Below are 18,539 nucleotides of genomic sequence, written 5' to 3' on the forward strand. Positions count from 1 at the left end.
TTTTAAATTATAGTTCTATTATGAAATGAAACGGCTAGGGGAAACAATCCCATAAATCTGGGGGAGATAAAGATGATTTATGAAAAGGTAACGAAAAAAATTATAGTGTTAATGAAAAGTGAAAGTTCAGCTAGACAATTTCAAGAACAGTTTTTAAAAATATTGCAAAAGGCAATTCCTTTTGATGCAGCCTGTTTTACAACTATAGATCCAAGCACATTTTTATCAACTGGAGCATATACAGATCAAAGAATTGAAAAAATTCATCCGCAGTTATTTATGAATGAATTTTTAGAGGATGATTATAACAAATTTAAAGATTTAGCTCGAAATGCTCCTCATGCTGCTGCACTGGGTATTGTTACAAATGGTGAACAAATAATGAGCTCCAGGTATCGGGAAATTTTAAAACCAGCCGGTTTTGTAGATGAAGTAAGAGCGGCTTGTATGAGTAAAGGAAAATGTTTTGGGCACCTTAGTTTGTTTCGAGATAATACAAGAGTATCTTTTCAACAAAATGAATGTGAGTACTTATCAAAGATAAGCTCTATTGTGGGAGATACATTAAGAAAATCATTTATAACATATTCAGAGGAACAAGTGGAAGTAGTAGGAACGGGTACGATTATATTAAATGAAAAATTCAACCTACTATATTGGGATCAAAATGGAAAGGCGTGGCTATCCACTCTTAGAACATATGAACAATTGAATGAAGATGACGTTCCAAGGCCTATACGTGCGGTTTGTTCAAGAGTGAAAGCTAACGAATCTAATAGAGCAGCAACAGATGAAGGCGAAATGGTATGTATTGGTTTATTTTGTGGACAATTTTTAGTTATTCGCGCGAGTAGGTTAGAAGGTTACGGTAGTTGTAATGATGGCTATATAGTTTTGTTTGAAAGAGCGAGGCCGAAAGAAGTTTTTCCCCTTATTGCAGATTCTTATAGTCTTTCTCAAAGAGAGAAGCAAGTGATAGTAGGAATTGTTAGAGGGATGTCAACAAAAGACGTGGCGGAAGAGTTGCATATTTCTACGTATACAGTTCAAGATCATTTTAAATCCATTTTTGAAAAGGTAGGGGTATGTAGTAGAAATGAACTTATATGGGAGGTTTTTTCGAAGTTTTGTTTTTCTAAAGAGAAGTAACAATAGAAAAGAATCCAAAGTCATTTAGGATTCTTTTTTTTTAATTTTTTTTAGGATAACCAAAAACATTCAAATAAATATTTGAATGTTTTTGGTTAATAAGGTATACTACATACATAATCAAATATATACTTGAATAAGAGGTGTTACTTATGAAAGAAGAACATTGTGAACTTTGTTATCACGATGAGCAAAAAGTAAAGCATGCAAGTGACATGTTGGAGAAAGAAAATATAAGTAGTGTAGCGAAAATGTTCAAGGCACTCGCGGATGAAACACGATTAAAAATTGCGTATGCACTGTATACGGAAAAGGAACTTTGTGTACGCGATGTCGCAAGTATTATTCATAGTAGTATTGCAACGGCTTCGCATCATTTAAGACTGTTACAAACAATAGGATTAGCAAAAAAGCGTAAAGAAGGAAAACTTGTTTTTTATTCATTAGATGATTCTCATGTAAATGGATTAATTGAATTGGCGTTTAGTCATAGTAGTGAAATGAACAAGAAAGAACTTGATATGTAGTAAGGCATTTTCATAAAGAAATTTCTTTATGAAAATGCAACTTTAAAAGGAGAGGAGATAATAAGTATGATTAAGCTCGTTTTAATAAGACACGGACAAAGTGAATGGAATGTTGAAAATCGGTTTACAGGCTGGACAGATGTAGACTTATCAAATGCTGGTCTTCGAGAAGCAAGAGAAGCTGGAGAGATTTTGAAAGCCGATGGATTCTCATTCGATATAGCATATACATCTGTTTTAAAAAGAGCGATGCGTACTTTGTGGATTGCTCTTGAGGAAATGGATTTGATGTGGATACCTATTCATAAAACCTGGAAATTAAATGAGAGACATTACGGTGCACTTCAAGGATTAAATAAAGAAGAAACAGCGAGAAAATATGGTGATGAGAGAGTAACTTTATGGAGACGTTCAACAAATGTACGCCCACCAGCTCTTACAAAAGATGATGAGAGATATGAAGCGGCACATCCGAAGTATAGAGATTTAAAAGAAAATAAGTTTCCCCTTACAGAAAATCTAGAAGATACAGAAAAACGAGTTGTTTCATATTGGGATGAAGAAATAGCCCCTAATTTAAAAGATGGAAAAAAAGTGATTATTGCAGCGCATGGAAATACAATACGAGCTTTAGTAAAACATTTAGATCAAATTTCAGATGAAGATATAGAATATGTAAATATTCCAACAGGAACACCATTAGTTTATGAATTAGATAACGATTTAAAACCGATATGTCATTATTATTTAAGGGGAAAAGGAGAAGTGATGGAAAGAAAAATAGTGTAAAATAATCATTTTCACATACCCTACCTCAGTATTGTATGAGGTTAATGGAGGTAACAAATATTGTTACATTATACTGTTGTAAATAAAGAAACTTGTGAATCATGTGGAGTATGCCGCTCTATAGCACCAGATATATATCAATTGGATTGTAAAAGTAAAGCATTTGGTGCATTAGATCACAATGAAGGAATAATTGGAATTCCAACTACATTTTTGAATGCAATGGTGGCAGCATATGAAAGTTGTCCGACAAATTCGATTCGAGTAGGAAAAGAGTCGTTTGAAAATCAAGAATTAGAAAATGGTATGAGAATGGATTAAAGCCGCATTTCTATATTAATAAAAGCAATAGACAGATAGAAGTGGTGAACTTCAGAACAAATGTTAATAGATTAATAAAAGGAGGAATTTATATGGGACATCATCACGGTCACCAACATCATGGGCATACTCACGGGCATTCCCACGGACATCATCATTTTGAAGCGAGTAGAGAAGGGAATAAGAAAGGTTTAGTTACGGCATTAGTAATTACGGCAATTATTATGTTTCTTGAATTTTTTGGAGGACTAGTTACAAATAGTTTAGCCTTATTATCTGATTCAGGACATATGTTAAGTGATACAAGTTCGTTATTATTAAGTTTAATTGCCATTGGATTAGCAGCTAGAACAGTTACTTCTACAAAAACGTATGGATATTATCGTTTTGAAATTTTAGCTGCATTAATTAATGGAATTACATTATTTGTTGTGGCGGGACTTATCGTGTGGGAAGCAATCGGAAGGTTTTTTGAACCACCAACTGTAGCGAGTGGTCCAATGATGTTAATCGCATCAATTGGTTTACTAGCAAATTTAATTAGTGCATGGGCTCTTATGAGACAAGGCGATGTGAAAAATAACGTCAATTTACGTAGTGCATATTTACATGTTCTTGGAGATGCTTTAGGTTCAGTTGGTGCGTTAGTAGCTGGTGCACTTATGTCTTTATTTTCATGGTATATTGCAGATCCAATTATCTCAGTAATTGTGGCGCTATTAATTTTAAAGAGTGCATGGGGAGTAACAAAACATTCCATTCATATACTTATGGAGGGTACACCTGTTTCAATTGAGATAGAACAAGTTAAGCAAGCTATTAAAGAAGTAGAGGGTGTACGTGATATACACGATCTCCACATTTGGACAATTACATCAGGATTAGATGCATTAAGTGTCCATGTAATGATCGATAAAAAACAGGACGATCAAGAAGTGCTTCAAAATATTATTACTATGTTAAAACAGGAGTTCCATATTGAACATGCTACAATTCAAATTGAAACGCTTAAGATTAAGCATAGTGAAATGGTCATTTAATAAAATTGAACAAAAAGGCTATGGAGGAAATTCTCCATAGCCTTTTTGTTCACGTAAGTAGAATTGTCCTTTTTGAACGTTTTGTTTCAACTTTTCGTCTAAAGAGACAAAAAGTTGTCACAATTCCGTCACAATTAGCATAAACATACTATAAACGAAATGAACTTATCCCGCATAATAGCCCGATTGATTCAACTAATAATCAGTAGGGCTGAAAACACCACTGATTAAAAGTTCACTTTATTCTCAAGGAGGTAGGTCGTATGAAAACTATTCTTGCTATCGCTGGGCTTATTTGGGTTTTATCACACGGTATTCCAATTTATGAAGGAGAACAAATTCGTAGTGCTCTAAATAAAGAATTTAATGAATATCATATTATTGATCGACAAGATAATGTTGTTACAGTTCGTGTAAATGATTGTTTTCATACAGTTACCGTTGAAGGAACTTCTGTAGTTAATGATACAAAATTATGTGATCAACAATAGATGTATATATAATAGAAAGAAAAAGTCTCAATTCAAGTTTGTAATGATTGAGGCTTTTATTTATCCCGCTATTTGTGGGCAGTAAAACTCCCACCTCAAAATTCGGCTTGAGCAAAGAAATTAGGTGGGAGATAAACTGCCCGTAAACACCCGATTGGTGTGGGCTAATAATCAGTGGAGGATGAACAAAACCCCTACTGATTATAGTTTCACTTTATTGAGTTTTAGTGAGAGATTTCATTATTTTTTGGAAAAAGGAAAGGGTATACTGAAAATTGAGACTGAGAAGCTAATAATTTGTTAAGAATAATCATAGAGTGGGAATATACTCATATGGGGTATCATACATAGATATTTAATGCTATAATTGGTATACTCGTAAAAGTAATAGTTTTATTGGATGAAGAGAAACTTTGAGAAGGTGATAATATGGATCATAAAGAGCATGAAGCAACTACACATAGATCAGAAAAAGAAAAAGAGCAAATTATAAATAGATTAAAGAGAATCGAAGGGCAAGTTCGTGGTATTCAAAATATGATTGAAAATGATCGTTATTGCGTTGATATTTTAGTGCAAATTTCAGCGATTAATGCAGCGATGAAAAAAGTAGGAATGGGTGTTTTAAAAAATCATACAAGTCATTGTGTTTCAGGAGCCATTAAAGATGGAAATGGTGACGAAGCAATTGAGGAATTAATGACAGTATTTGAACGTTTTTCAAAAGCATAAAAACCAAGCTAGCATTAGACTAGCTTGGTTTTTTGTTTATGGAGAAGGCATTACAAATTTATAACTGGAGCAAAGAAATAAAGATTTTAGAAAAAATTTTAAATCGTGATACAAAACCATTGATTACCTTAGGGGGGTATGGTAAGATGTAGTTGTGATTAACAAACAATGAAGAAACAAGAGGAGGATTTTAAATGGAACAGTTAACATTACAAGTTGAAGGTATGTCTTGTGGGCATTGTGTAAATTCTATTGAAAGTAATGTGAAAGAACTAAACGGTGTTGAACAAGTAAAAGTTCAATTAGCAGAAGGAACTGTTGAAGTTACTATCGACTCATCAGTTGTAACGTTAAAAGATATCGTTGCTGTAATTGAAGATCAAGGATACGATGTTCAATAATTATTTTTAGATATGGAAATAAATCGTACTTTATAGGAAGTACGATTTATTTTGTTAATAATTATACCTTATGAGGGTATATAGAGGTGAGAGACATGAATGAACAAAAAGAGACCAATCTTCAAATATCAGGAATGACATGTGCGGCATGTGCAAATAGAATTGAAAAAGGTCTTAAAAAAGTAGAAGGTGTGCAAGATGCAAATGTAAATTTTGCACTTGAAAAAACGAAAATTTTGTACGATCCAACTAAAACAAATCCGCAACAATTTAAAGAAAAAGTTGAATCGTTAGGATATGGAATTGTCAGTGATAAAGCTGAGTTTACTGTTTCGGGAATGACATGTGCAGCATGTGCGAATAGAGTGGAAAAGCGTTTAAATAAGTTAGATGGTGTGAACAAAGCGACGGTTAACTTCGCTTTAGAATCGGCAACGGTAGATTTTAATCCGGATGAAATTAATGTAAGTGAAATGAAGAGCGCCATTACAAAATTAGGATATAAATTAGAAGTAAAATCAGATGAGCAAGATGCATCAACTGATCATCGCTTACAAGAAATTGAGCGACAAAAGAAGAAGTTTATTTTTTCGTTTATTTTATCATTCCCGTTATTGTGGGCAATGGTGAGCCATTTCTCATTTACATCGTTTATATATTTACCTGATATGCTTATGAACCCATGGGTGCAGCTAGCTCTTGCAACTCCTGTTCAATTTATCATTGGCGGGCAGTTTTATATTGGGGCTTATAAAGCGTTACGTAATAAAAGCGCCAACATGGATGTTCTCGTGGCACTTGGAACGTCTGCCGCATATTTCTACAGTGTGTATTTAAGTATTCAATCAATTGGTTCTTCGGAACATATGACTGATTTATATTTTGAAACGAGCGCAGTACTTATTACATTAATTATTTTAGGTAAATTATTTGAGGCGAAAGCAAAAGGACGCTCATCAGAAGCGATTAAAAAATTGATGGGATTACAGGCGAAAACTGCTACAGTCGTGCGAGATGGAACAGAAATGAAAATATTGATTGAAGAAGTGGTAGCTGGTGATATCGTTTATGTAAAACCTGGCGAAAAAATCCCGGTAGATGGGGAAATTGTAGAAGGAAAGTCAGCGATAGATGAATCCATGCTAACAGGTGAGAGTATTCCGGTTGATAAAACAATTGGAGATGTAGTAATCGGTTCTACAATGAATAAAAATGGATTTTTAAAAGTTAAGGCAACTAAAGTAGGCAGAGATACTGCATTAGCTCAAATCATTAAAGTAGTAGAAGAGGCACAAGGTTCGAAAGCTCCTATTCAAAGGGTAGCAGATCAAATTTCAGGTATTTTCGTACCTGTTGTAGTTGTGATTGCTATTATCACATTTGCGGTGTGGATGATATTTGTTACGCCTGGTGATTTTGGCGGAGCACTTGAGAAAATGATAGCAGTACTTGTTATCGCTTGTCCATGTGCATTAGGTCTTGCGACACCTACATCTATTATGGCGGGATCAGGAAGATCAGCTGAATACGGTATTTTATTTAAAGGCGGAGAGCATTTAGAAGCGACGCACCGATTAGATACAGTTATTCTAGATAAAACAGGTACTGTGACAAATGGGAAGCCTGTGTTAACAGATGTAATTGTAGCAGATGGATTCCATGAAGAAGAAATACTACGTTTAGTAGGTGCGGCAGAAAAAAATTCTGAACATCCACTTGCAGAAGCGATTGTAGAAGGAATTAAAGAAAAGAAAATTGATATCCCAAGTTCAGAAACGTTTGAAGCAATTCCGGGATTCGGTATCGAATCAGTTGTAGAAGGGAAACAATTATTAATTGGTACACGTCGATTAATGAAGAAATTCGATATTGGTATTGAAGAAGTTTCTAAATCGATGGAAGAGCTAGAACGAGAAGGAAAAACAGCAATGCTTATTGCGATCAATAAAGAATATGCTGGTATAGTGGCCGTTGCAGATACTGTAAAAGATACTTCAAAAGCAGCTATCGCAAGACTTAAGAAAATGGGTCTAGACGTTGTTATGATTACAGGAGATAATACACAAACTGCTCAGGCAATCGCTAAGCGAGTTGGTATTGATCATGTAATTGCAGAAGTATTACCAGAAGGAAAAGCAGAAGAAGTGAAAAAACTTCAAGCGCAAGGTAAGAAAGTAGCGATGGTTGGAGATGGAATTAATGATGCTCCTGCTCTTGCTACGGCGGATATTGGTATGGCAATTGGAACAGGAACTGATGTAGCGATGGAAGCAGCGGATATTACGTTAATCCGTGGTGATTTAAATAGTATTGCTGATGCAATTTTCATGAGTAAAATGACGATTAGAAATATTAAGCAAAATCTATTCTGGGCGTTAGCTTATAACGGCCTAGGAATTCCAATTGCGGCGCTCGGTTTCTTAGCTCCTTGGGTTGCAGGTGCAGCGATGGCGTTTAGTTCTGTATCCGTTGTATTAAATGCATTACGATTGCAAAGAGTTAAATTGAAATCTTAAACATTTTCAGCTATAAAGCGAATTTAATATGCTTTTTTACAATAAACAATACTTTGTATAAGTATTGTTTATTGTTCGTTTAGAAGGAAAAGTCGATATAATATAGAAAGAGCAGAAGTAGTGAATCATATATAGTGGAAGAAACTGTTTCGAAAATAAACACGAAATAATTATCGGAATAACCGAAATAGAAGAGTTAGTTTGATAAGGAGTTTTACATATGTTTAAAGATATTAAAATTAGAACATTCCAGAAAGAGGATTTAGAGCAAGTATTACAATTGTTCTATGAAACGGTTCACACGGTTAATGCACAAGATTATAATACGTTACAGCTACAGGCATGGGCACCAAAGCGACTAAATAGAGCAAGTTGGCTAAAGTCTTTAGAAAAGAATATTAGTTATGTAGCTGATAATAACGGTGTGATAGTTGGATTTGGGGATTATAATGATGAGCATTACGTAGATCGTTTATTTACGCATAAAGATTATCAAGGGAAAGGAATAGCTTCTCATATACTACAGAAGCTAGAAAAAGAAGCAGTGAACTTGCAGCATAAGGATATATATACAGAAGCGAGTATTACAGCGAGACCTTTCTTTGAAAGTAAAGGTTTTATTTGCATCAAGGAACAAAGGAAGCAACATAATGGTCAGATTTTTATTAATTATGTAATGAAAAAATAGCCTTCTCATAAAAGAGAAGGCTATTTCTTCATTATTTTACAGCTTCTTTTAGTTCTTTACCAGCTTTGAAAGCAGGCACTTTAGAAGCTGCGATTTGCATTTCTTCACCAGTTTGTGGGTTACGGCCTGTACGAGCAGCTCTTTCACGAACTTCGAAAGTACCGAATCCGATAAGTTGTACTTTTTCACCAGCAGCTAAAGTGTTAGTGATTGATTCTACTACAGTTTGTAAAACTACAGTAGCTTCTTTTTGAGAAATCTCAGCATTTTGTGCTACGTTTTTAATTAATTCTGTTTTATTCATGTTTTTCACCTCATATGTAAATAATGCTATTTAAGTTGTTATTATAACGTATAAAACATTCGAGAACAAGTGTACGTACATATATTCGCAAAAAAAATGAAATTTGTAATATTTTTTAGGGCCACTTTATAGACATTTAATTTAAGCGGATACAGATTTGTTCTTTATTTCAGTCTTCTCTTTATTTAGAGGCAGTTTCTTATTATAAGATATGAAATAAGGTAATGCTACAAATAACATACCTCCTACTAAGTTTCCAAAGAAAACAAAAATGAAGTTTGGAAAATATTCAATCCAAGTTAAATGACCGGCAAAAATTGCAGCTGGGATAACAAACATATTGGCTACAACGTGTTGAAATCCGATCGCAACAAAAGTCATAACTGGGAACCAAATACCGATAATCTTTCCGATAAATTCTTTACTTCCCATACTAAGCCAAACAGCTAAACAAACAAGCCAATTGCATCCGATTGCAGAAATAAAGGCTTGTAGAGGTGTATCTTGTAGTTTAGCTTGTGCAATGGAAACTGTTTTCGTTAAAAAAACTCCCTCTGTTAATCCAGCAATATGGCCGAAAAAATAAGCAACGAATATAGCGCCGATGAAATTGCTAAACGTAACAATAATTAAATTGCGTATGAAGTGAAATAGGGTGATTTTCTTTTGAAGCCAAGCCATTGAAACTGTCATCATGTTCCCAGTTACTAATTCACCGCCCGCAAGAATAACGAGTATAAGACCGATAGGGAATACAGCTGCACCTAAAAAACTATTAAATGATCCCCAAGATTTTGGCATTGTCCCAATAACATGAATATCGAGTAAATACCCTAATGCTATGAAAGCACCACCAAAAAAACCGAGAATTAGCATAGGGAGTAATGATAAATGAGCTTTTTTTCTTCCGGAATTAGCAGCAAGTTCCGTAATTTCTTCTGGTGTAAATACAGACATGATTAACCCCTCCATAAATATTTTGACGGAACGAATAGAAGAAATGTTTTTAAAAATCTATGTATTATAAAAATATGTTATGAGTTATGTATAAATTTGTCAAATTGAGATAGGGATAAAATCGAATATAGCTAACATTATTTCATATTGTCACATCAATGTAACAAAAAGGTTTTAAAGTACTTCTAGAGGTGAAAATATGAATACGCATCATGTAAAAAAAGAGCAAAAAAAATCAATCTTAAAGAAATTTATTATTAGTTTAATAAGTATATTAATGATTCCAATAAGCTTCTATTTCTATGCAACAGAAATAGAACGAAGGTTAGTATCGGTCACGTGGAATGAAATAGAAGCTCCTACGATTCCTAAAGAGTTTAACAATAAAAAGATATTGCAATTCTCAGATGTACATTTAGGGCCAGAGTTTACATTGAAGCAACTAGATAATTTGGTGGAGAAAATGAATGAGTTATGTCCAGATATAGTAGTTTTCACAGGGGATTTAATAGATAAGTTCGGATCTTATAATGAGGAAAGAGCGGAGGCAAAAGAAATTTTGAGGAAAATTCATGCTCCTCTCGGAAAGTATGCTGTGTTTGGGAATCATGATAGAGGCGGGGGCGGTAATTTATTCTACAAAAGGTACATGGAGGAAGCGGGTTTTTCTGTTTTAGTAAATGACGTGCAGAAAATTAAAGTGGAAAATGGCAAGTATATTACAATATCAGGTTTGGATGATTTTTTATTAGGGAAACCACAAATAGATTCGACTTTAAAAAACTTAAGACAACAAGATTTCAATATGCTATTAGTACATGAGCCTGATGTTGTAGACAAAGTAGCTGGTTATCCAGTTGATTTTCAAATCTCAGGACATAGTCACGGAGGACAAGTTCAGATTCCTTTTGTAGGTCCTTTAATTACCACAAAATTAGCAGAGAAGTATGTTGAAGGAATGTATGAATTAGAAGGAAAGAGTAAGTCGTTATATTTATATGTAAATCGCGGTATTGGAACGACTCGAATGCCTGTCAGGTTTTGGAGTGTACCTGAACTTTCAGTTTTTGTATTGAAGCAAAGTAGTAACTAAAGTAGAACGTTTCATATTTTGGAGAATTAAGAGTACTTTTAAAGAAAGTTCTCTTTTTTTATTGATTAAGTGCAGAATATTATGTACTTTTATGTAAAGTGTTAAAAAGAAAGGAGAATTTCTATGATAGAAACATGGCATAAAGAATTGGAAAGTTTATATAACCAAATGGTTTCGTGGCGAAGAGACTTTCATCAATACCCAGAGCTATCGTTTCAAGAAATAGAAACACCCAAAAAAATAGCTGAAATCTTAAAAAGTTTTCATATTGATGTGAAAACAGATGTCGGGGGAAGAGGGATAATCGGCGTAATTGAAGGTGGAATACCTGGGAAGACGATCGCGTTGCGTGCTGATTTTGATGCACTACCGATTCAAGATGAAAAGCAAGTTTCATATAAATCAAAGGTTCCTGGCGTAATGCACGCTTGTGGCCATGATGGACATACAGCAACACTTTTAGGCGTTGCAAAAATATTAAGTGATAACAGAGACCAACTTTCAGGAAAAATAGTCCTTATTCATCAACATGCAGAAGAGAAAGAACCTGGTGGGGCAATTGCTATGATTGAGGATGGTTGTTTAGAAGGAGTAGATGTTATTTTTGGAACACATTTATCTTCTCAAATGCCTTTAGGAATTGTTGGGGCGAAAGCTGGAGCAATGATGGCTGCAGCTGATACTTTTGAAGTGAAGATTCAAGGACGAGGCGGTCACGGAGGTATGCCGCATCATACTGTAGATGCCATTATCGTTGCAACACAAGTTATTAATCAATTGCAACTTTTAGTTAGTAGAAAAGTAGATCCGTTGCAATCAGCTGTATTAACAGTTGGTACATTCCATGCTGGTCAAGCAGATAATATTATTGCGGATACTGCTACATTTACAGGGACAATTCGGACGTTAGATCCTGAAGTGAGAGAATTTATGGAGAAGGAATTTAAACGAGTTGTTGAGGGGATTTGTCAGTCTCTTCATGCTGAAGTTAATATTCAATATAAACGTGGTTATCCAATATTAATAAATCATCTAGATGAAACGAGTCATTTTATAGAGATTGCGAAACGTGATCTTGGAAGAGACAGAGTCATTGAAGTACCACCTATTATGGGTGGAGAAGATTTTGCATATTACTTAGAACATGTTCCAGGAGCATTTTTCTTTACAGGTGCGGGTAATGAAAAAATAGGAGCAACATATCCACATCATCATCCTCAATTTGATTTTGATGAACGTGCGATGTTGGTTGGTGGGAAGTTACTTTTAAGTCTTGTGACTAGTTATTTAAGCAATGGAGAAGAATTTCTTGGAAATTTAGATGTGAATGTGACAAAGTAATTTGCATAAATGAAAAACAACAATAGGTTAGTAAAGAGATCTATTGTTGTTTTTATTATTTTTTGCGCAGGAATAGCTTCGAAATAGGATCAATACAAAAAATGTCTAGATGTATAATCTTGTTAATCGAATAATATCTGAAAATCCTTTGTTTTATAAGAATGGATATAATTTTCTCAACAATTTTGTATGGAAAATTATTAAACCTAATGTAATAATTTCTGTAGGAGGTTCAATTATAAATGTTAATTTCTGAATATTTCGAAATTAATTAAAGTGTAGGACAAGATGTTTTGCATAATACTCTTACATAAATTTTAAAATCAAGTTTGGAAGGGGATGTACAAGAGTTGAATAAAAATCTTAAGAAAGACCTCAAAATACGCCATATTACAATGATCTCAATTGGCGGCGTAATAGGTGCGGGTTTGTTTGTTGGAAGTGGTGCAGTTGTGCATTCAGCGGGACCAGGCTCTATCGTTTCATATGCATTAGCAGGACTTCTAGTCGTTTTCGTTATGAGAATGCTAGGAGAAATGGCAGCTATTAATCCGACAAGTGGTTCATTTGCAACATATGCACGTGAAGCAATTGGTCCATGGGCGGGTTATACAATTGGGTGGCTATATTGGTTTTTCTGGGTAATTGTTATTGCAATAGAAGCTACAGCAGGTGCTGGCATCATTCAATACTGGATTCCGCAAATTCCGTTATGGTTATTAAGCTTAATATTAACAATTTTATTAACGTTGACGAATGTTTTTTCAGTGAAATCATTTGGAGAGTTTGAATATTGGTTTTCATTTATTAAAGTAATTAGTATTGTTTTGTTCCTATGCCTTGGTCTTGCTGTGATTTTAGGATTTGTACCAGGAACGGAAGCACCTGGCACTTCAAATTTAGTAGGGCAAGGAGGATTTATGCCAAATGGTATAAGTTCGGTGCTGATTGGAATCACCGTCGTTATATTTTCATTTATGGGATCAGAGATTGTTGCAGTAGCGGCTGGTGAATCTGCCGAACCTGTAAAAGCAGTAAAAACAGCAACAAATAGTGTAATTTGGCGTATTCTCGTATTTTTTATTGGATCTATCGCTGTAGTTGTTACACTTCTTCCATGGAACTCAGCAAACATATTAAAAAGTCCGTTTGTAGCGGTACTTGAGCATATAGGAATACCAGCGGCAGCACAAATTATGAATTTTATCGTTTTAACAGCTGTACTTTCTTGCTTGAATTCAGGTTTATATACAAACTCAAGAATGCTTTTTTCGATGGCAGAAAGAGGAGATGCTCCAAAGGCATTTTTAAAATTGAACAGTAGTGGTGTTCCAGTTCGGGCAGTTTTATTTGGAACGTTCTTTGCTTATATTGGAGTTGTTTTTAGTTACATATCTCCAGATAAAGTCTTTTTATTTTTAGTGAATGCATCTGGTGGGATTGCGTTACTAGTTTATCTCGTTATAGCAGTTTCACATTTAAAGATACGTAAAAAAATGGGGAAAGTGGAACAACAAAATTTGAAAGTGAAAATGTGGCTTTTCCCGTATGTAACATATGTTACAATTGCCGCTATTATAGCAGTTTTAGTTGCAATGGTTGCAATTGAATCTTTACGTTCACAAGCACTTTTAACGATGCTTGTTACTGTTCTTATTATAGTTTCTTATTTTATTTTTAATAGAAATAAAAATGGTTCGGTTTTGAATCCTAAAAGTGGGGATAAAGAACCCGTTCAATTCTAATTTCTTGTTTTTGAAGAAAGGTATATCCAATCATTGCTAGAAAAGATTCATATATAAGTAAAGAAAAGAGTAATTACTATTGTCATAGTGAATATAAACTTTTTTCTTGACTTTTTCTACGAAGGCGAGCAAAATGGTAAAAAAGGAAGGGGGGATGACGATGGAAGAGTACGTATTAGAGCTGTATAATCTGTTATATACGACAGAATGGCAAGATATTGTTTCGTTTCTTGGGATAGTATTTTGTATGAAAATTGTAATCGTATATATGGAAGAGCAAGGTATGTTCTATTCCTTCTCATCTCCGTTCGATTTGCAACGAGAGCCGTTGCTAAACTATGCCAATATAAATGATGAACAAATTCCTTTTGTTATATTCTTTATGATTCGTTTTATAACGGCGATTGTGAAGAAGAAAGAAAGTGATGAAGAAGAGTGCCACTTAACTTGTAAGATAGCTAACGTTTTTTAAGCTAAATACAAGGAGGAGATTTATATGTGGTTTCGATTTCTTATGATTGGTTTCTTTTCATTAACAGCAATTTCATTAATGGGATATCAAGTGTCTGAAATATATCAAGCGTATAGCAATACGTTTTTTAACAAAAACTAATTCCATTGCTATTTAAATAATAAAGCGATAAAATCCTTCTTAAGAAGTTTTATTAAGAAGGATTTTTTTCTTTGCCTCATCTAACTGTGTCAAACTATTGTCACATTTACACTGTGAATAATATGTTAAAATAGTGAGGTTACGTATACATATTTGAAGGAAGAGGAGTGACCATTTTGGTGGATCAATCAACTAATCAGAAAAGCTATGCTCCTATTGTGATAACGCTTTCTGTACTTGTAAATGCGATTATTTTATTTTTGTTCTTTGGGCCTGTTGGCTATGAAGGAGAAGTACATTTTGATGTAACAATTTTACCAATGTTAAATGCAATCTTTAATAGTTTTACGTTTGTATTTTTATTAGCAGCATTATTCTCTATTATTAAAAAGAATGTAAAAATGCATCGTGGATTTATTCTTGCAGCATTTACAACGACTTTACTATTTTGTGTTTCATATTTATCGTACCATTACTTGGCGCCAGCGACACATTTTGGTGGAGAAGGATTCATTAAGTATGTTTATTTCATCATTTTAATAACACATATTATCCTTGCGGCGATTATTGTACCACTTGCATTGTTTGCACTTGTATTTGGTTTTACAAATCAATTAACACGTCACCGTAAAATTGTGCGTTGGACGATGCCGATTTGGTTATATGTAAGTTTATCTGGTGTTATTGTTTACTTAATGATCTCGCCTTATTATCAATAAAAAATCTCAGCCTTTAAGGCTGGGATTTTTTTGTTAAGCAAATTTGTTTGTGAAATTTAAAAAGTGTGGTATACAAAAGTATAGTTGCTTTTCATATGGAAGGGATGGTAAAGGTATATGCAAAATTTTGTATTTCGTAATCCAACAAAACTTATTTTTGGTAAAGGACAATTAGAGCAGTTAAAAACTGAGATTCCACAGTTCGGTAAGAAAGTTCTTCTCGTATATGGAGGAGGAAGTATTAAAAGAAACGGTATTTATGATAATGTAAGTTCTATTTTAAAGGATATAAGTGCGGAAGTGTTTGAATTGACAGGTGTTGAACCGAATCCTCGTTTATCAACTGTAAAGAAAGGGATTCAAATTTGTAAAGACAATGGAGTCGAATTTATTTTAGCAGTTGGTGGAGGAAGTGTAATCGACTGTACGAAAGCGATTGCTGCAGGTAGTAAATATGATGGTGATGTATGGGATATTGTAACAAAAAAAGCATTTGCTAGCGAGGCGTTACCATTTGGTACTGTACTCACTCTTGCAGCAACAGGTTCTGAAATGAATGCAGGGTCTGTAATTACAAATTGGGAAACGAATGAAAAGTACGGATGGGGTAGTCCAGTTACATTCCCGCAGTTTTCAATTTTAGATCCAGTTCATACGGCGTCTGTGCCGAGAGATCAAACAATTTATGGTATGGTCGATATTATGTCGCACGTATTAGAGCAATATTTCCATCACGGCACGAATACAGAATTACAAGATCGTTATTGTGAATCTGTTTTAAAAACAGTAATTGAAACAGCTCCTAAGCTTTTAAGTGATTTAGAAAATTATGAGCATAGGGAAACGATTTTATATTGCGGAACGATGGCTTTAAACGGTATTTTAGCAATGGGAGTAAGAGGAGATTGGGCAACTCATAATATTGAGCATGCAGTTTCTGCTGTTCATGATATACCACATGGGGGTGGCCTTGCGATTTTATTCCCGAACTGGATGAAGCATGTTGTAGATGAAAATGTAAGTCGTTTTAAACAATTCGCTATTCGTGTATTCGATGTAGAAACAGATGGGAAGACCGATAAAGAGGTTGCATTAGAGGGAATTGAGGCGTTACGTCAATTTTGGACTTCGATTGAAGCGCCAGTAACATTAGCTGATTACGCTATTAGAGAAAGTGAAATTGACTTAATGGCGGATAAAGCGATGGCTTATGGTGAATTCGGTAACTTTAAAAAATTAAATAAAGATGATGTTCTTGAAATTTATAAAGCTTCTTTATAAGTGAATTGAGAGTAGAAACCTATTTGATTATAATGTCAAATAGGTTTATTTTTGGTTATTTATAATTGTTTTTGGATGTTTGTGATTATATATGATTGTTTATGGTTGATTTTTGTGATCGTTTTCATTATACTGTAATCAAAGAAGAGGTGAAGAAGATGTTAACTCCTGAACGTCATCAAATGATACTACAACTTGTGAAAGAACAAAAAGTGGTTAAATTACAGCAATTAGTGGAAAGAACAGAAAGCTCTGAATCGACAATTCGTCGTGATTTAGCGCAATTGGAAAAACAAAGGTTATTAAAAAGAGTTCATGGTGGTGCCTCTGTTTTAACAGGCAAAGGACAGGAGCCAACGATGATTGAAAAATCATCCAAAAACATTCAAATAAAACAACAAATTGCCAAGTATGCGGCTAGTATTGTTGAACAAGGGGATTGCGTTTATTTAGATGCAGGAAGTACAACATTTGAAATGATTCCATTTTTAATAAATAAAGATGTTACTGTCGTAACGAATGGACTTATGCACATTGAAGCTTTAGTTGAAAATAATATTCGTGCGTATTTACTAGGCGGGATGATGAAGAGTAGGACGAAAGCTTTAATCGGTGCGATGGCACAGGAAAGTATGCAGAAGTATCGATTTGATAAATGTTTTTTAGGAGCTAATGGTGTACATGAACAGTTAGGGTATACAACGCCAGATCCAGAAGAAGCACTCTTGAAACAAATGGCATTAATATTAGCGAACGAAGGGTATTTCTTAATTGATGAAAGTAAATTTTCAGAAGTTGCGTTTGCGAAAATTGCAAATGTTGAAGATGCAAGCATTATTACAAATCATTTAGAAATTGATTTAGAAAAATATAAAAGACAAACCAATGTAATTGAGGCTGATAAACAATGATCTATACAGTTACTTTAAACCCATCTATTGATTATGTAGTACAAGTTAATTCTTTCGATTTAGGAACAGTAAACCGAGCAGAGAAAGATATGAAGTTTCCAGGAGGAAAAGGGATTAATGTTTCTCGTGTTCTTCATCGTTTAGGTGTTGAAAATGTAGCGCTTGGATTTACGGGTGGATTTACTGGTCAATTTATTAAAGATGTATTGCAGACGGAAGGTGTAACAACAAACTTCGTCCAAGTAGATGGAGATTCTCGAATTAATGTGAAAATAAAAGGGCAAGAAGAAACAGAGCTAAATGGACAAGGCCCTATTGTGACAAATGAGCAATTTGAACAATTGATGAAAAAAATCGAAAGTATGCAACCTGGAGATAGTGTTGTACTAGCTGGAAGTGTACCTTCTTCTATTCCAACTACCTTTTATGAATCAATCGCAGCGTTTGGAGCCGAAAAAGGTATTCGTGTAGTAGTAGATGCAAGTGGAAGTGCACTGCAGCATGTAACTAAAAACAATCCATTTTTAATAAAGCCAAATCATCATGAACTTGGTGAGTTATTCGGAGTAGAGCTTTCAACAGTAGAAGACATTTTACCGTATGGAAGAAAATTAATCGAACAAGGTGTAGAGCACGTTATAGTATCAATGGCAGGAGATGGGGCTTTATTATTTACGGCAGAAGGTATATATGAAGCAACTGTTCCAAAAGGTATTGTAATTAATTCAGTTGGGGCAGGAGATTCACTTGTTGCAGGATTTGTAGGTAAATATGAACAGACAAAAGATATTGAAAAAGCATTTCAATATGGTGTTGCAACGGGGAGTGCAACAGCATTTTCAGCAGATTTATGTACAAAGGAAAAAGTAGAAGAATTATTGTCGCAAGTAGTTGTAGTTAAGCGATAGGGGGAAGTAACAT

Annotated in this window: 20 protein-coding genes; 18 read left to right on the forward strand and 2 right to left on the reverse strand. The window is 34.3% G+C overall.

Features of this window, described 5'->3' with window-relative positions; translation table 11 throughout:
- The first annotated feature begins 72 nt into the window (after nucleotides 1–72).
- From QCI75_RS09030 to QCI75_RS09075, 10 genes are all read left to right on the forward strand, one after another.
- Nucleotides 73–1,149: a helix-turn-helix transcriptional regulator gene (locus tag QCI75_RS09030; RefSeq protein WP_353760306.1), complete on the forward strand. Its 1,077-nt coding sequence runs from the start codon at nucleotides 73–75 to the stop codon at nucleotides 1,147–1,149.
- 152 nt (nucleotides 1,150–1,301) lie between these two features.
- The gene (locus tag QCI75_RS09035) at nucleotides 1,302–1,676 is read left to right on the forward strand and encodes an ArsR/SmtB family transcription factor (protein WP_144506891.1); all 375 of its coding nucleotides are present in this window, start codon (nucleotides 1,302–1,304) and stop codon (nucleotides 1,674–1,676) included.
- Between the two features lie 66 nt (nucleotides 1,677–1,742).
- A complete protein-coding gene (gene gpmA, locus QCI75_RS09040) occupies nucleotides 1,743–2,465 on the forward strand; it encodes a 2,3-diphosphoglycerate-dependent phosphoglycerate mutase (protein ID WP_353760307.1) in 723 nt (240 codons plus the stop codon).
- A 60-nt stretch (nucleotides 2,466–2,525) separates the two neighbouring features.
- Complete coding sequence (locus QCI75_RS09045; protein ID WP_144506893.1) at nucleotides 2,526–2,786, forward strand: ferredoxin; 261 nt, start codon at nucleotides 2,526–2,528, stop codon at nucleotides 2,784–2,786.
- Between the two features lie 92 nt (nucleotides 2,787–2,878).
- On the forward strand, nucleotides 2,879–3,826 hold the full coding sequence (locus tag QCI75_RS09050; RefSeq protein WP_353760308.1) for a cation diffusion facilitator family transporter: 948 nt from the start codon (nucleotides 2,879–2,881) through the stop codon (nucleotides 3,824–3,826).
- Nucleotides 3,827–4,089: 263 nt separating this feature from the next.
- Nucleotides 4,090–4,317: a hypothetical protein gene (locus QCI75_RS09055; protein WP_002160816.1), complete on the forward strand. Its 228-nt coding sequence runs from the start codon at nucleotides 4,090–4,092 to the stop codon at nucleotides 4,315–4,317.
- Between the two features lie 429 nt (nucleotides 4,318–4,746).
- Nucleotides 4,747–5,049 carry a metal-sensing transcriptional repressor gene (locus QCI75_RS09060; RefSeq protein WP_070144516.1) on the forward strand — a complete coding sequence of 101 codons (303 nt, stop codon included), beginning with the start codon at nucleotides 4,747–4,749 and terminating at the stop codon, nucleotides 5,047–5,049.
- 194 nt (nucleotides 5,050–5,243) lie between these two features.
- Nucleotides 5,244–5,450 carry a copper chaperone CopZ gene (gene copZ / locus QCI75_RS09065; protein ID WP_002146184.1) on the forward strand — a complete coding sequence of 69 codons (207 nt, stop codon included), beginning with the start codon at nucleotides 5,244–5,246 and terminating at the stop codon, nucleotides 5,448–5,450.
- A gap of 95 nt (nucleotides 5,451–5,545) precedes the next feature.
- Nucleotides 5,546–7,966, forward strand: coding sequence for a heavy metal translocating P-type ATPase (locus QCI75_RS09070; RefSeq protein WP_144506895.1), 2,421 nt, complete (start codon nucleotides 5,546–5,548; stop codon nucleotides 7,964–7,966).
- 220 nt (nucleotides 7,967–8,186) lie between these two features.
- Nucleotides 8,187–8,654 carry a GNAT family N-acetyltransferase gene (locus QCI75_RS09075; protein ID WP_144506896.1) on the forward strand — a complete coding sequence of 156 codons (468 nt, stop codon included), beginning with the start codon at nucleotides 8,187–8,189 and terminating at the stop codon, nucleotides 8,652–8,654.
- 31 nt (nucleotides 8,655–8,685) lie between these two features.
- Here QCI75_RS09075 and QCI75_RS09080 read toward each other — a convergent pair whose 3' ends face one another.
- Nucleotides 8,686–8,958 (reverse strand): HU family DNA-binding protein, encoded by a 273-nt coding sequence (locus QCI75_RS09080; protein ID WP_001043902.1) that lies wholly within the window; start codon nucleotides 8,956–8,958, stop codon nucleotides 8,686–8,688.
- Between the two features lie 141 nt (nucleotides 8,959–9,099).
- The gene (locus QCI75_RS09085; protein ID WP_144509014.1) at nucleotides 9,100–9,915 is read right to left on the reverse strand and encodes a formate/nitrite transporter family protein; all 816 of its coding nucleotides are present in this window, start codon (nucleotides 9,913–9,915) and stop codon (nucleotides 9,100–9,102) included.
- A gap of 199 nt (nucleotides 9,916–10,114) precedes the next feature.
- On the opposite strand from QCI75_RS09085, the gene QCI75_RS09090 reads away from it, so the two are divergent.
- The 8 genes from QCI75_RS09090 (at nucleotide 10,115) to pfkB (ending at nucleotide 18,526) form a co-directional block, all read left to right on the forward strand.
- On the forward strand, nucleotides 10,115–11,008 hold the full coding sequence (locus QCI75_RS09090; RefSeq protein ID WP_144509015.1) for a metallophosphoesterase: 894 nt from the start codon (nucleotides 10,115–10,117) through the stop codon (nucleotides 11,006–11,008).
- Between the two features lie 123 nt (nucleotides 11,009–11,131).
- Nucleotides 11,132–12,349, forward strand: a complete 1,218-nt coding sequence (locus tag QCI75_RS09095; protein WP_353760309.1) for an amidohydrolase — start codon at nucleotides 11,132–11,134, stop codon at nucleotides 12,347–12,349.
- A 350-nt stretch (nucleotides 12,350–12,699) separates the two neighbouring features.
- Nucleotides 12,700–14,094 carry a GABA permease gene (gabP, locus tag QCI75_RS09100; RefSeq protein WP_144508932.1) on the forward strand — a complete coding sequence of 465 codons (1,395 nt, stop codon included), beginning with the start codon at nucleotides 12,700–12,702 and terminating at the stop codon, nucleotides 14,092–14,094.
- A 133-nt stretch (nucleotides 14,095–14,227) separates the two neighbouring features.
- Nucleotides 14,228–14,566 carry a hypothetical protein gene (locus QCI75_RS09105; protein WP_142344910.1) on the forward strand — a complete coding sequence of 113 codons (339 nt, stop codon included), beginning with the start codon at nucleotides 14,228–14,230 and terminating at the stop codon, nucleotides 14,564–14,566.
- A gap of 317 nt (nucleotides 14,567–14,883) precedes the next feature.
- Nucleotides 14,884–15,426: a DUF420 domain-containing protein gene (locus QCI75_RS09110; protein ID WP_002137842.1), complete on the forward strand. Its 543-nt coding sequence runs from the start codon at nucleotides 14,884–14,886 to the stop codon at nucleotides 15,424–15,426.
- A gap of 117 nt (nucleotides 15,427–15,543) precedes the next feature.
- Complete coding sequence (locus QCI75_RS09115) at nucleotides 15,544–16,707, forward strand: iron-containing alcohol dehydrogenase (protein ID WP_353760310.1); 1,164 nt, start codon at nucleotides 15,544–15,546, stop codon at nucleotides 16,705–16,707.
- Nucleotides 16,708–16,865: 158 nt separating this feature from the next.
- Nucleotides 16,866–17,618 (forward strand): DeoR/GlpR family DNA-binding transcription regulator, encoded by a 753-nt coding sequence (locus tag QCI75_RS09120; RefSeq protein ID WP_144508683.1) that lies wholly within the window; start codon nucleotides 16,866–16,868, stop codon nucleotides 17,616–17,618.
- Nucleotides 17,615–18,526 (forward strand): 1-phosphofructokinase, encoded by a 912-nt coding sequence (gene pfkB / locus QCI75_RS09125; protein ID WP_144508682.1) that lies wholly within the window; start codon nucleotides 17,615–17,617, stop codon nucleotides 18,524–18,526. The genes QCI75_RS09120 and pfkB overlap by 4 nt, the downstream gene beginning before the upstream one ends.
- Nucleotides 18,527–18,539: the final 13 nt, after the last annotated feature.

Origin of the sequence: Bacillus cereus group sp. RP43 (genome assembly GCF_040459645.1) — a bacterium.
In the GTDB taxonomy this organism is placed as follows: Bacteria; Bacillota; Bacilli; order Bacillales; family Bacillaceae_G; genus Bacillus_A; species Bacillus_A mycoides_C.